Here is a 13,203-nt window from a genome sequence, read left to right as displayed (position 1 = left end):
AGACCAATGGCAACAGCATTCTCTGAAAGATAAACATTACGCTAATCTATTAACGATGCTGGATCTCAACGAGGCCAGTGAAAGTGATAAGTCTAAAATATTTTTCTGCCTGTCTGCCGTATTTGCAAATATTTCTCACAGTAATGTCTTTAACGGTATTCCTGATGCGTCAAAAACTTTAAAACGTTATGCATTTGCTTTATTGGCGAAAGCTCATTCTTTAGATGAAAGTATGATAAGCAATCAAACTTTTAATACATACAAAACGGTATTGCTTGATTTCAATAATCTGTCTAATGAAGAGGCCAACCAGTTGCGCATAAGTTCGTTATATCGTGATATGGTCCGCTATGCACAATATCGTTTTTCTAAAGTTTTATCCGAGTGGACGCCAGACGCATGGCTGTAAAGATCGCAGCAGAATAATGGCATTGATGGCCCTGGCTCAGGCCAGGGTCGGCAATACCGGTTCCTGCGAAGCGATGACGGCGGCAAGTGTAACCACGAAATGCGGTATCACTTGCTGTTTTCTGCCCTGAAGACTGGCGCTCACTGTGCCGTCGAATTTTCAATCAAATATATTGCGAGAGGGCGTGTTTGCGAGCCGCTTTCCAGAAACAGAAAAACCATTACCCCTGAAAACCGAAAAATGCCACAATATTGGCTGTTTATACAGTATTTCAGGTTTTCTCATGGCATTAACCGCCGCGCTTAAAGCGCAAATTGCCGCCTGGTATAAGGCGCTTCAGGAACAGATCCCCGACTTTATTCCCCGTGCGCCGCAGCGGCAGATGATTGCGGACGTCGCCAAAACGCTGGCCGGAGAAGAAGGGCGGCATCTGGCGATTGAAGCCCCCACTGGCGTTGGGAAAACGCTCTCCTATTTGATCCCCGGTATCGCCATTGCCCGCGAAGAGCAAAAAACGCTGGTGGTGAGTACCGCCAACGTGGCGTTGCAGGATCAGATCTACAGCAAAGATTTGCCACTGCTGAAAAAGATCATTCCCGATCTTAAATTCACTGCCGCTTTTGGGCGTGGGCGCTACGTTTGCCCGCGTAATCTGACGGCGCTCGCCAGCACTGAACCCACGCAACAGGATCTGCTGGCGTTTCTTGACGACGAACTGACACCGAACAATCAGGAAGAGCAAAAACGTTGTGCGAAGCTGAAGGGCGATCTCGACACTTATAAATGGGATGGTCTGCGCGATCATACGGATATCGCTATAGATGACGATCTCTGGCGTCGTTTAAGTACCGACAAAGCCAGCTGCCTCAACCGCAACTGTTACTACTATCGCGAATGCCCGTTTTTTGTCGCTCGTCGGGAAATTCAGGAAGCGGAAGTGGTGGTGGCAAACCATGCGCTGGTGATGGCGGCGATGGAAAGCGAAGCGGTATTGCCTGACCCGAAAAATTTACTGGTGGTGCTGGACGAAGGCCATCACCTGCCGGATGTGGCGCGGGATGCGCTGGAGATGAGTGCCGAAATCACCGCACCGTGGTATCGGCTACAGCTGGACTTGTTCACGAAACTGGTCGCTACCTGCATGGAGCAGTTTCGCCCGAAGACCATCCCGCCGCTGGCGATCCCTGAACGTTTGAATGCGCATTGTGAAGAGTTGTATGAGCTTATCGCCTCGTTAAACAACATTCTCAATCTCTACATGCCTGCCGGGCAGGAGGCAGAGCACCGTTTTGCGATGGGCGAACTGCCAGATGAAGTGCTGGAGATCTGCCAGCGGCTGGCAAAACTCACCGAGATGCTGCGCGGGCTGGCGGAGTTATTTCTTAACGATTTAAGTGAGAAAACCGGCAGCCACGATATTGTGCGTCTGCATCGGTTGATTTTACAGATGAACCGCGCGCTGGGGATGTTTGAGGCGCAAAGCAAACTCTGGCGGCTGGCGTCTCTGGCGCAATCTTCCGGTGCGCCAGTGACCAAATGGGCGACGCGGGAAGAGCGCGAAGGGCAGCTGCATCTCTGGTTTCACTGCGTGGGAATACGTGTCAGCGATCAGCTGGAAAGGCTGCTGTGGCGCAGTATTCCGCACATTATTGTCACCTCCGCAACCTTGCGTTCGCTGAACAGTTTTTCGCGTTTGCAGGAGATGAGCGGGCTGAAAGAGAAAGCGGGCGACCGTTTTGTGGCGCTGGATTCCCCCTTTAACCACTGCGAACAGGGCAAAATTGTTATTCCCCGGATGCGCGTTGAGCCTTCCATCGACAACGAAGAACAGCATATTGCTGAAATGGCGGCCTTTTTCCGTGAGCAGGTGGAGAGCAAAAAACATCTCGGTATGTTGGTGCTGTTTGCCAGCGGGCGTGCGATGCAGCGCTTTCTCGACTACGTGACAGATTTACGGTTGATGTTGCTGGTGCAGGGCGATCAGCCGCGTTACCGTTTAGTTGAACTGCACCGCAAACGCGTTGCCAACGGTGAGCGTAGTGTGCTGGTGGGCTTACAGTCCTTTGCCGAAGGGCTTGATTTGAAAGGTGATCTGCTCACCCAGGTGCATATCCACAAAATCGCTTTTCCGCCCATCGACAGCCCGGTGGTGATCACCGAAGGGGAATGGCTGAAAAGCCTCAACCGCTATCCGTTTGAGGTGCAAAGCCTGCCGAGCGCCTCGTTTAACCTGATTCAGCAGGTTGGGCGACTGATTCGAAGCCACGGTTGCTGGGGCGAAGTGGTGATTTACGACAAACGCTTGCTGACCAAAAATTATGGCAAGCGACTACTGGATGCATTACCGGTATTTCCGATAGAGCAACCGGAAGTCCCTGAAGGTATAGTTAAAAAGAAAGAAAAAACGAAATCCCCACGCCGTCGGCGGCGTTAATGATGTGAGTCAGGTAAGGAGTCGTAAATGGACTATCGCAAAATCATTAAAGAGATCGGGCGCGGGAAAAACCACGCGCGCGATTTAGACCGGGATACTGCGCGCGGTCTGTATGCCCATATGCTCAATGGTGAAGTCCCTGACCTTGAGTTGGGCGGCGTATTGATTGCGCTGCGTATCAAAGGGGAAGGGGAAGCAGAGATGCTCGGCTTTTACGAAGCCATGCAAAATCACACCATCAAGCTGACGCCGCCTGCAGACAAGCCGATGCCGATTGTCATCCCCAGTTACAACGGCGCGCGTAAACAGGCCAACCTGACGCCGTTGTTGGCGATTCTGCTGCACAAACTCGGTTTTCCTGTGGTGGTTCACGGGGTTAGCGAAGATCCAACTCGCGTGCTGACCGAAACCATTTTCGAACTGATGGGTATTACGCCAACGTTGCACGGCGGGCAGGCGCAGGCGAAGCTCGACGAACATCAACCGGTGTTTATGCCTGTCGGCGCGTTTTGCCCGCCGCTGGAAAAACAACTGGCGATGCGCTGGCGGATGGGCGTGCGTAACAGTGCACATACCCTGGCGAAACTGGCGACGCCATTTGCCGAAGGTGAGGCACTGCGTCTTTCCAGCGTTTCGCATCCGGAATACATCGGGCGAGTCGCGAAGTTCTTTAGCGATATCGGCGGGCGGGCGTTACTAATGCATGGTACTGAAGGCGAAGTGTATGCTAATCCGCAGCGCTGCCCGCAGATCAATCTCATTGACCGTGAAGGGATGCGGGTGCTGTATGAAAAACAGGACCCTGCTGGTAGCGAGTTATTGCCACAAGCAAAAGATCCGGAAACCACGGCGCAGTGGATTGAGCGTTGCCTGGCTGGCAGCGAACCGATTCCCGAATCGCTGAAAATCCAGATGGCTTGCTGCCTGGTGGCTACGGGTGAAGCGGCAACTATCAGCGATGGCCTGGCGCGCGTTAATCAGGCATTTTAATTTTTATCTCAGCCGGATGAGCCACGTCATCCGGCTTTTACCCCACCGCAATATGAAATTCCTGCATCTTTATTGACCTTCCCGCGCCCGGCGTGCAGCATAAAAAAACAACAAACACATAACATAAACAGGAGTTAACCATGGAAAGTGGTCATCGCTTTGATGCTCAGACGCTGCACAGCTTTATTCAGGCTGTATTTCGTCAGATGGGTAGCGAGGAACAAGAAGCGAAATTAGTTGCCGATCATTTAATCGCGGCAAACCTGGCAGGGCATGATTCACATGGTATTGGCATGATCCCAAGCTATGTACGCTCCTGGAGTCAGGGGCACCTGCAAATTAACCATCATGCCAAAATCGTTAAAGAGGCGGGGGCGGCGGTCACGCTCGATGGCGATCGCGCATTTGGTCAGGTCGCGGCACATGAAGCGATGGCGCTGGGGATTGAGAAAGCGCATCAGCACGGTATTGCCGCCGTGGCGCTACATAACTCGCATCATATCGGCCGTATCGGTTACTGGGCGGAGCAGTGTGCAGCGGCGGGGTTTGTCTCTATCCACTTTGTTAGCGTGGTCGGTATTCCAATGGTCGCACCGTTCCACGGTCGCGACAGCCGCTTTGGCACCAATCCGTTCTGTGTGGTTTTCCCTCGTAAAGATAATTTCCCGCTGTTGCTCGATTACGCCACCAGCGCCATCGCATTTGGCAAAACCCGCGTCGCCTGGCATAAAGGCGTCCCCGTGCCGCCAGGTTGCCTGATTGACGTTAACGGCGTGCCGACGACCAATCCGGCGGTAATGCAGGAGTCGCCGTTGGGTTCGCTGTTGACCTTTGCCGAACATAAAGGCTACGCCCTTGCAGCGATGTGTGAAATTCTTGGCGGGGCGCTTTCCGGCGGTAAAACGACGCATCAGGAAACGTTACAAACCAGTCCCGATGCCATTCTTAACTGCATGACCACTATCATCATCAATCCGGAACTGTTCGGCGCGCCGGATTGTAGCGCGCAGACCGAAGCCTTTGCCGAGTGGGTGAAAGCCTCGCCGCATGATGACGATAAGCCGATTTTGCTTCCGGGCGAGTGGGAAGTGAACACGCGTCGCGAACGGCAGGAGCAGGGGATTCCATTGGATGCGGGAAGCTGGCAGGCCATTTGTGATGCGGCGCGGCAGATTGGTATGCCGGAAGAGACGTTGCAGGCTTTCTGTCAGCAGTTAGCCAGCTAAAAAAAAGCCCGTCCAGTGGCGGACGGGCAAACAAGGGTAACATAGGATCAATGAGGGTTAGAGCATATGCGTCTGTCGGCAAACAGACAGGGAAATACTTGTGCTGGACGTAGCGTAAACGCCTGATCCGTCCAACGGTTCGGATTTTGTAGGCCTGATAAGACGCGGTAGCGTCGCATCAGGCATCTGTTGCCGGATGCGGCGTAAACGCCTTATCCGTCCTACGAATTACTTATAAATTACCGCAGTACCGCTTAATTTATTGTTGTTGGTGGCGGAAGTGATGCTGTATCCACTCGCCCCAGCTGCCGCCGCTTTCTCAGCCAGTTTCGCTTCCAGGGCATCGAGGGTGGATGCGCCATCGGCAGAAACCACGCCGATTTTATTCATGTTCTGTGCCTGGGATGCCGTTACCGGTTCCGCGGCAAACACGCCAAATGACAGAGTTGAAAGAGCCATAGCAGCAACAACAGTATTGATAGTTTTCATAATTAATCTCTCGCAGGTGATTTTTTGTTTAAGTGACGTTGTTTCGTCGATGTGATGAGTATCACGTTTTGTTACGAGAGATAAAATCGAAGAGAATTGACCGCCTTGTTCAAATAAATTGATTGATATCTAACATACTGATAAACCATTTATTTGTTGTACTTATGGACCCGTTTTATATCGCGTGGCAGTCACGGCAGCGTTAAAGGCACGGAATGCCACGAAAAATACAAATTATACTCGCTATACATCTCGCCAGTTGTAGTTAACGTAACTGGCTGTCTTTCGAACCTCTGCGATTATATCCTGTATAAGCTGGTTTTTGTAAATCTTTCTCCTGCTGACAATGAATACATAAGCGCACGCCAGGAATGGCTTCCCGACGGGCTTGCGGGATGGGGGCACCGCACTCTTCACATTCATACAGGCTTTCGCCACGCGGAATTTCACCCCGAGCGCGGGCAATCGCATCTTCAATTGTACTGTTGATCTGTTCGTTGACGGCGTCATCGTTAGCCCAACCGGATGCCATATCGTCCTCCCCATATCAATGCTTGTACAGTTAAGTGTAGCTAATATAGGGACGAACTCGGGTAGTTCAAGCGTCAGATCTCCGACCATTCCCGCAGCAGATTATGATAAAGATTGAGCAGCGACAGGATCTCTTCACTTTCGCCGTAGCGGCTTTTCAGCGACTGAATATTGTTGTCCAGTTCAAACAGCATGGCGCGCTTTTTATCATCGCGGATCATCGACTGGATCCACATAAATGATGCCACTCGTACGCCGCGGGTTACGGGTGTCACGCAATGCAGGCTGCTGGAGGGATACAACACCAGATCACCTGCCGGGAGTTTTACCCGATGTTGTCCGAAGGTGTCATTAACGACCAGTTCGCCGCCGTCGTAGCTTTGTGGATCGCTTAAAAACAGCGTGGCAGAAAGGTCAGTGCGCATCCAGCCGTTTTGTGGATGGCTGCGTACTGCGCCATCCACATGAAAACCATAGGTTTCATTGTTCTGATAGCGATTAAACAGCGGCGTGGAAAGGGTACGCGGCAAGGCCGCGGCAAAGAACAAAGCATGTTGGTTAACCGCGTTCAGCACCTCATTTTGCAGGGCGGCGTATAACGTGCTGCGGGTGTCTACCTGTTGATTGTTCTTAACTTGCGCACCTTGTGCGCCGGTGGTGACGCGTCCATCCACCCATTCGGCTTGTTCCAGTTGTTCGCGAAAACGGGCGACGTCCTGTGGCGATAACACGCCGGGAATGTGGTACATCATACAAGTTCTCCAAAAAGTGGGGCCTGCGCCCCACATCTGAATCAGAAATGCATATTGGCGGTGAGCAAGAAGGTTCTTGGCTCGCCCGGGTGATAACGGTAGCCGCTCTTGTTGATTGAGGCGACGTAATCGGTATCAAACAGGTTGTAGACGTTTAGCTGGAAGTCGAGATTGCGATTAACCCGATACCCCAGTTTGGCGTCGGCGACCCAATAACCTTCGGTAAATGCTGGCGTTCCCACTGCGCCGTCGGAACCTTTGTGCATACTGCCGATATAGCGTGCGCCCGCACCCACAGAAATATCATCGGTTGCCTGATATTGGCTCCATAAGGTGAAGGCGTGCTCCGGGGTATACGGCAGCGATGAGGAACCATCCTGGGCAACATCTTTGCCGTTTTTGATGGTTGCTTTTTGCTGGGTATAGCCGCCAATCACCTGCCACGCGGGAGTAATATTCCCTGCCACGGATATCTCATAGCCTTCGACGCGTTTCTTACCGTATTGCGAGTAAGTCCCGTCATCATTTTGCTCAACTTCATTTTCGATATCAGTACGGAACAGCGCGGCGGTGAGTAACAGGCGTTTATCCAGAACCTGCCATTTGGTGCCAATCTCGCTGGTGTTGGCTTTTTGCGGTTTAAAATCGGTGCGGTTGGCACTGTTACCGCTGCCAGACTGCGCAAGGGCGAAGTTGTTGCCGCCCGGAGGCTGCTGGGAAACGGCATAGTTAATATAGACATTGCCGTTTTCCGTCAGGTGATACAGCGCCCCGGCTTTCCAGTTCACCAGATTGCCCGACTTGGCGGTGTCGACGGTGGTGACCGGAGAACCTTTTGCCACACCAGCTGGGCAGGTGATGGCACCGCGTCCGCTGCCGCCGCAGGCGGTGGCACTGTCATATTCAGTATGATAATTATCCAGACGGATCCCGCCGTTCAGCTCAAAATCACGGGTGATTTGCAGCGTATCGAAGGCGTAAATTGCGAAGGTATCCGTCTGACCATTGGCGTTTGCGCCGTTGCGCGTCAGGCCGCCGGGATGAATGCTGCTGTCAGGATGATAAATATTTACCGCAGGTAACGTCACCGGATTAACGCCGTAGTTAGTCTGCGTTTCACGGGTAAATTCCACGCCGGTACTGACATCATGACCGATAGAAGCGGTATAGAACGTCGAGGTCAGGTTGGTCTGGTTGGTGAGAATTTTATTACTCACATCTTTAGTATTCGCCGTGCGTGACCAGGTCCAGCTATTCACATCGCTGGTGGGCTGGGTAATATTCGACGCCCCACCCATAATCGCCGTCATCAGGTAATCCTGCTTCACGCGCGACCAACGGGTAGTATTGCGAATGGTGGTGTTATCGTTGATGTCGTGCTCAAAACGCATGGTAGCGGTGTCGGTGGTCGAATCGTCGTAATCGGAATCCGTGCCGTAAAAGTTATGCGTATCAACTTTTCCGGAATGATTCAGGGCCGCCGTTCCCGCAGATGGGGCAGAATAGCCCGGCAAACCGATGGTCGGAATGCCACCGTCTGGCGTGTTGTGCTGGGTGACATGCAGATAATTAAGATACAAACGATTCGCTGTACCAAGGCCAAAAGCGACAGAAGGGGCGATGCCGTAACGCTCATTTTTGACTTTGTCGCGTCCGGCATCGTGCGTTTTTTCGCCCATCACATTCAGGCGCGCCGCGGTGGTATCACCAATGACCTGATTGACGTCCAGCGTGCCGCGGCGGAACCAGGCGCTACCAATACTGGCGGAGGCGTCAATGCCGGAATCATTGCGCGGCTGCTTGCTGATCATATTGATCGAGCCTGTCGGTGCGCTGCGCCCGTAGTCGGTGCCGGACGGCCCTTTAATCACTTCGACCTGCTCGGTATTGAAGGTGTCGCGCGAGACGCTGCCGATATCGCGAATGCCATCAATATAAATACTGTTAGAGGTATCAGCACCGCGCATATAAATGGCGTCGCCAGTGGTGGAGTTACCGTTCTCACCCGCAAAAAACGCACCCACGCCGGGGACGTTTTTGAGTGCGTCGGTAAGGTTGGTTGCGCCCTGATCTTTAATCACTTGTTCAGAAATCACCGTCATCGTGCGGGTAGTATCCGCTACCGGACGCGAGAATTTCGGATCTGCAGATTGTTGTGGCGCATAAAGCGAAGGCGTTGATGCTTCGACAACCAGCGTGTCATCCGCGTTAGTTTGCCCTTCGGCGGCGAGTGCCTGAGCCACAGGCGTGATGCCAATACAAAGACCGGCAAAGAACGTGAGCGAATGAAATTGTCTGGCAGGGAAATTGCGATTGTTTTCCATTTTGCAGGTGACTTTTTCTTATATGTTGAAATTTTCACTGCCACGAGAAAGCCTCTCTGCGGATGCGATGCCACTGTTAATCTCGTGATAGTGCTCGTGCAAGTGATAATAATTTTGATAAGCATTATCACTTGGCGCGATTTTCTATCACCCATTGTGCGAAAAAGAAATACATTTATTTACATTACGTTCATATTTGATGTTTTTTGATTACAAAACAGGCGAAAACTGCATCCAGAGGCGAATGCAGTTACGTTGGTGGGGTTATTTGTAGATGGTTGCAGTACCGAACATCTGGTCATTTCCGCCTGCGGAATTAATGACATAACCTTTCGCGCCTTGTTCGCGCGCTTTTTCTGCCAGTTTATCCTCCAGATCGCTTAGGTTTGATGCGCCAGTTGCCGAAACGGTACCGGCGGGCCGTAGCTGACCGCTGTCCAGGTTACTCATCGGTTGCGCGGCATAAGCCGTGAGAGAGATTCCGCTCAGGACGGTGGCAATCAGTAGTGTGAGGCACTTTTTCATAATGACATCCTCATAAATACAACGGGTAGTGCCTGATAAGTGTAGGTCGCCTGGGCGATGAAAATGACGCAAAAAATTGACAGAGATACGCTTATTTTTTGAACGATATATTTTTACAAAATAAGACAAATCAATGACATGCATGATGCTGATTTTTATGATGAATTGCCATAAACCATAGCCATGTTAAGGTTTTTAGAAATGATAAACGCAGCCAGATATTTACCCTGTCGCGTTATGCGGGTATCTTACGCCGCTGCTTAAAGGAGAATGCTATGTCCGCCCAGAAACCGGGGTTGCATCCGCGCAACCGTCATCACAGCCGCTACGATCTCGCCACGCTTTGTCAGGTCAATCCTGAACTCAGGCAATTCCTCACGCTTACACCCGCAGGGGAGCAAAGCGTAGACTTTGCCAATCCGCTGGCGGTGAAGGCGCTCAATAAGGCGTTGCTGGCCCATTTTTACGCCGTAGCGAACTGGGATATCCCGGACGGTTTTCTCTGTCCGCCAGTACCGGGCCGGGCGGATTATATTCATCACCTTGCCGATTTACTGGCAGAAGCAAGCGGAACAATTCCCGCTAATGCCAGCATTCTGGATATCGGCGTTGGTGCGAACTGTATTTATCCGCTGATTGGCGTACATGAATATGGCTGGCGTTTTACCGGTAGTGAAACCAGCAGCCAGGCGTTAAGCAGCGCGCAGGCGATCATCAGTGCTAATCCAGGGCTTAATCGCGCCATTCGTCTGCGTCGGCAAAAAGAGAGTGGGGCGATTTTTAACGGCATCATCCATAAAAACGAGCAATACGACGCGACCTTGTGTAACCCGCCATTCCACGATTCCGCCGCTGCGGCGCGGGCAGGTAGTGAGCGTAAACGCCGTAACCTGGGGCTGAACAAAGACGATGCACTGAACTTTGGCGGCCAGCAACAGGAGTTGTGGTGTGAAGGCGGTGAAGTCACCTTTATCAAAAAGATGATTGAAGAGAGCAAAGGCTTCGCGAAGCAGGTGATGTGGTTTACTTCACTGGTATCTCGTGGTGAAAACTTACCGCCGTTGTATCGTGCCCTGACGGACGTGGGCGCGGTGAAGGTGGTTAAAAAAGAGATGGTCCAGGGGCAAAAGCAGAGTCGCTTTATTGCCTGGACCTTTATGAACGACGAGCAGCGCCGCCGTTTTGTTAATCGCCAACGTTAAAGCGTTGGCTCCCCCGGCGGCAGCGGTTCAGCCGGGGTCGCGCCCGGAGCAGGCAGCACCTGATAAGTCTGCACTGGCGCGCGAACGCCCGCCAGGTCGAAATGTTTTTTCACCTGGCTGTCGAGGGCAAAGCGTACCGTCCACTGTTTGAGCGGCAGCGTAGTGAACGAAACACGCAGTGTAAACGCGGTATTGCTTAAGCCGACAATCCCGGCAAAGTTCGGTTCACCAATAATCAGCCCACGAATTTCTTCGTTTTCCATTAATTCCGCTACCGCATCTTTCAGTGCCTGATTGGCTTTATCAGCATCTTCATGGCGATCAACATCGTAGTTTGCCACTACCGAACCAATGCCGCGGACAAAGTTGGCAAAGGTGGTAATCGAAGACCACGGAATGATGTGGTACGCCCCGGTATCCTGGCGTACGCCCACGGAGCGAATCGACATCCGTTCCACAGTGCCGGTCAACGGCCCGATAGTCACCAAATCTCCAGTGTTCATGCCGTTTTCAAACTGAATAAATACCCCGGTGATAATATCTTTCACCAGCGTTTGCGAACCAAACGAGATAGCCAGACCTAATGCCCCGGCACCTGCCAGCAATGGCGCGATATTGACGCCGATTTCCGACAACACAATCATGATGGTGATGGTACTGATAATCACCGCCAGCGCGTTACGAAACAGCGTAAGCAGGGTACGCGTGCGGGCGCTGGGTAGCGGGCGGCCATGAATATCCGAAGCCAGCCGGTTTTCGATCAAACTGGCGAGCACCGTCCAGCCAACCGCCGAGAAGAAAAGAATGAGTGCGATACGGATCAGGATATCTACGGTTTTCTGCCCCGCGCCGTTTTGCAGCCAGTTCCAGAAATCGAACAATCCCCATGCGCTCAACAGCAGCATTACCGCCACGCAGACGGTCAGAATACGCGCCGTTTTCAGCGCCGCCGAAAGCCAGCCATTCAGCCGTTTTTGCAACTCCGGATAGTTACGCTGAGTATGTGGCGAGAGAGTGATGGTTTTTGCCAGCCAGCGGGAAAACATACCGGAAACAAATGCTGCGATACCAATAATCGCCAGGCTGCGCACTGTTGCACCCATCATAAATTTCAGGCTGTTGCCCGGATCGAACAACGAAAAGAAAAACAGCACGATAAAATAGGCGCTTGCCAGCCAGTGCCACACCAGCGCAAAGGCGCGGATAAACAGGCTGAAAAAGGCCAGCGAATGCTCCGCAAAGTTGAGCAAATGCTGGGTAATCTCTTTTTTATTACGAAAGATCAGGTACAACGCCCAGACGGTCATGCACAGCATAATGATGACGTTCGCCAGCGCACCTATCTGTACATTCACCTGATTAGAGATAATCGGCACGGCCACAATCAGGCCATAACCTATCAAACTGCTTAACCAGCTCAGGCGACGACTCCAGTAACGGGCGCTCTCGTCCTGAATCGTGAACGGGCGCAGTTCCGCCACGTTTGGGCAAAAAATCAGGCGTAGTACGGCTTTGAAAAATTCAATCAGGGCAAAGGCGTTGAGAAACAAACTTTGTTGGAAAGCGATGGTGCGACTGCCTGCATTCAGGTTGTCGCTTAATACCTGGCCGACAAATAATGTCAGGGCCAGTAACAGCAGGTCGATAATAAACGCCCCGATAATCATCGCCGGAAGCTGCAACCAGTTACTGCGCTCACGATTTTTTTGCCGCGCCCACTGGCCCATTTTGCGATACAGCGGCAGTGCGCACAGACGAATCAGCCAGTAAAAACCAAACACTAATACCGCTAACATTGAAAAATGGGTCAGCGCATTACTGAAGGTTTGTGGATTAAACGGCTTATGCGGGGAGCCGGTGATATTGCGATAAAGCTGCCCGAAGCGGGCGGAAAGGGCCTCACCATAATGGCGGCTGAATTCGGTGACCTTTTGCAGCACGGTTTGCTCTTCAACCAGCGTCGGCGGCACGATCTTCGGGACCGGTTCAGCAGGTGGCGTCGCGGCGACGGTGCGCAACTGGTCGATCAACTCTTTACGCGAGGTGTCATTATCCAGCACATCCGCCAGTGCGCCATAGGCCGCTTTTTTTTGTTCGATATCCGGTTCCGGGGCCGGTTCAGTCGTTGAGTCCGTTGTCGTTGTGGTTGTAACGCCGGGTATGGATACCGCGTGGGCAGGTGCGCCCAGCAGGCAGAAGAGGATGAACAGGATCCACCGCATGACTCCTCCAGTGAGAAAACAGAGCAAAAAGATAAGTATAGATGCTGGGGGAGGGGCGATTTTAAATGAGAGGAATCTGGTGTACCTCCCTTTCGGGTG

The 13,203-nt window shown here is 52.2% G+C and carries 11 protein-coding genes and 1 pseudogene; 6 read left to right on the top strand and 6 right to left on the bottom strand.

The window, feature by feature from the left end:
- The 5 genes and pseudogenes from OQV04_RS10760 to ybiE form a co-directional block, all read left to right on the top strand.
- Positions 1-409: pseudogene (locus OQV04_RS10760) on the top strand (type III secretion system effector EspX2); the annotation flags it as partial.
- Between the two features lie 283 nt (positions 410-692).
- On the top strand, positions 693-2,843 hold the full coding sequence (dinG, locus tag OQV04_RS10755) for an ATP-dependent DNA helicase DinG (RefSeq protein ID WP_032280571.1): 2,151 nt from the start codon (positions 693-695) through the stop codon (positions 2,841-2,843).
- Between the two features lie 27 nt (positions 2,844-2,870).
- On the top strand, positions 2,871-3,833 hold the full coding sequence (gene ybiB, locus OQV04_RS10750) for a DNA-binding protein YbiB (protein ID WP_000386515.1): 963 nt from the start codon (positions 2,871-2,873) through the stop codon (positions 3,831-3,833).
- A 140-nt stretch (positions 3,834-3,973) separates the two neighbouring features.
- On the top strand, positions 3,974-5,059 hold the full coding sequence (gene hcxB / locus OQV04_RS10745) for a hydroxycarboxylate dehydrogenase HcXB (protein ID WP_000443510.1): 1,086 nt from the start codon (positions 3,974-3,976) through the stop codon (positions 5,057-5,059).
- Between the two features lie 66 nt (positions 5,060-5,125).
- Positions 5,126-5,185 (top strand): protein YbiE, encoded by a 60-nt coding sequence (gene ybiE / locus OQV04_RS10740; RefSeq protein WP_211180490.1) that lies wholly within the window; start codon positions 5,126-5,128, stop codon positions 5,183-5,185.
- 102 nt (positions 5,186-5,287) lie between these two features.
- Here the strand turns inward: ybiE and ybiJ are convergent, their stop codons facing one another.
- From ybiJ to mcbA, 5 genes are all read right to left on the bottom strand, one after another.
- Complete coding sequence (ybiJ, locus tag OQV04_RS10735) at positions 5,288-5,548, bottom strand: DUF1471 family protein YbiJ (RefSeq protein ID WP_000849301.1); 261 nt, start codon at positions 5,546-5,548, stop codon at positions 5,288-5,290.
- Positions 5,549-5,813: 265 nt separating this feature from the next.
- Positions 5,814-6,080, bottom strand: a complete 267-nt coding sequence (gene ybiI / locus OQV04_RS10730) for a C4-type zinc finger protein YbiI (protein ID WP_000146357.1) — start codon at positions 6,078-6,080, stop codon at positions 5,814-5,816.
- A gap of 73 nt (positions 6,081-6,153) precedes the next feature.
- Positions 6,154-6,831, bottom strand: a complete 678-nt coding sequence (gene ybiX, locus OQV04_RS10725; protein ID WP_000990177.1) for a PKHD-type hydroxylase YbiX — start codon at positions 6,829-6,831, stop codon at positions 6,154-6,156.
- 41 nt (positions 6,832-6,872) lie between these two features.
- On the bottom strand, positions 6,873-9,155 hold the full coding sequence (locus OQV04_RS10720) for a catecholate siderophore receptor Fiu (protein WP_032352390.1): 2,283 nt from the start codon (positions 9,153-9,155) through the stop codon (positions 6,873-6,875).
- Positions 9,156-9,419: 264 nt separating this feature from the next.
- The gene (mcbA, locus tag OQV04_RS10715) at positions 9,420-9,680 is read right to left on the bottom strand and encodes a DUF1471 family periplasmic protein McbA (protein WP_000710619.1); all 261 of its coding nucleotides are present in this window, start codon (positions 9,678-9,680) and stop codon (positions 9,420-9,422) included.
- Between the two features lie 275 nt (positions 9,681-9,955).
- On the opposite strand from mcbA, the gene rlmF reads away from it, so the two are divergent.
- Entirely contained in the window at positions 9,956-10,882 is a 927-nt protein-coding gene (gene rlmF, locus OQV04_RS10710; protein ID WP_032288175.1) for a 23S rRNA (adenine(1618)-N(6))-methyltransferase RlmF, read from the top strand.
- Here the strand turns inward: rlmF and ybiO are convergent.
- Positions 10,879-13,104, bottom strand: a complete 2,226-nt coding sequence (ybiO, locus tag OQV04_RS10705) for a mechanosensitive channel protein (protein WP_001267214.1) — start codon at positions 13,102-13,104, stop codon at positions 10,879-10,881. The genes rlmF and ybiO overlap by 4 nt on opposite strands.
- Between the last annotated feature and the right edge of the window lie 99 nt (positions 13,105-13,203).

The sequence above is a fragment of the Escherichia sp. Lx600-2 genome (genome assembly GCF_036662595.1).
GTDB classification, from domain to species: Bacteria; Pseudomonadota; Gammaproteobacteria; order Enterobacterales; family Enterobacteriaceae; genus Escherichia; species Escherichia coli.
This window is presented reverse-complemented; position numbering and strand designations above follow the sequence as displayed.

Bases quoted from the DNA above. Each gene is read 5' to 3' on its own strand.
- dinG (WP_032280571.1), top strand. From the start codon at position 693: ATGGCATTAACCGCCGCGCTTAAAGCGCAAATTGCCGCCTGGTATAAG.
- OQV04_RS10720 (WP_032352390.1), bottom strand. From the start codon at position 9,155: ATGGAAAACAATCGCAATTTCCCTGCCAGACAATTTCATTCGCTCACG.
- ybiX (WP_000990177.1), bottom strand. From the start codon at position 6,831: ATGATGTACCACATTCCCGGCGTGTTATCGCCACAGGACGTCGCCCGT.
- rlmF (WP_032288175.1), top strand. From the start codon at position 9,956: ATGTCCGCCCAGAAACCGGGGTTGCATCCGCGCAACCGTCATCACAGC.
- ybiB (WP_000386515.1), top strand. From the start codon at position 2,871: ATGGACTATCGCAAAATCATTAAAGAGATCGGGCGCGGGAAAAACCAC.
- ybiJ (WP_000849301.1), bottom strand. From the start codon at position 5,548: ATGAAAACTATCAATACTGTTGTTGCTGCTATGGCTCTTTCAACTCTG.
- ybiO (WP_001267214.1), bottom strand. From the start codon at position 13,104: ATGCGGTGGATCCTGTTCATCCTCTTCTGCCTGCTGGGCGCACCTGCC.
- mcbA (WP_000710619.1), bottom strand. From the start codon at position 9,680: ATGAAAAAGTGCCTCACACTACTGATTGCCACCGTCCTGAGCGGAATC.
- ybiI (WP_000146357.1), bottom strand. From the start codon at position 6,080: ATGGCATCCGGTTGGGCTAACGATGACGCCGTCAACGAACAGATCAAC.
- hcxB (WP_000443510.1), top strand. From the start codon at position 3,974: ATGGAAAGTGGTCATCGCTTTGATGCTCAGACGCTGCACAGCTTTATT.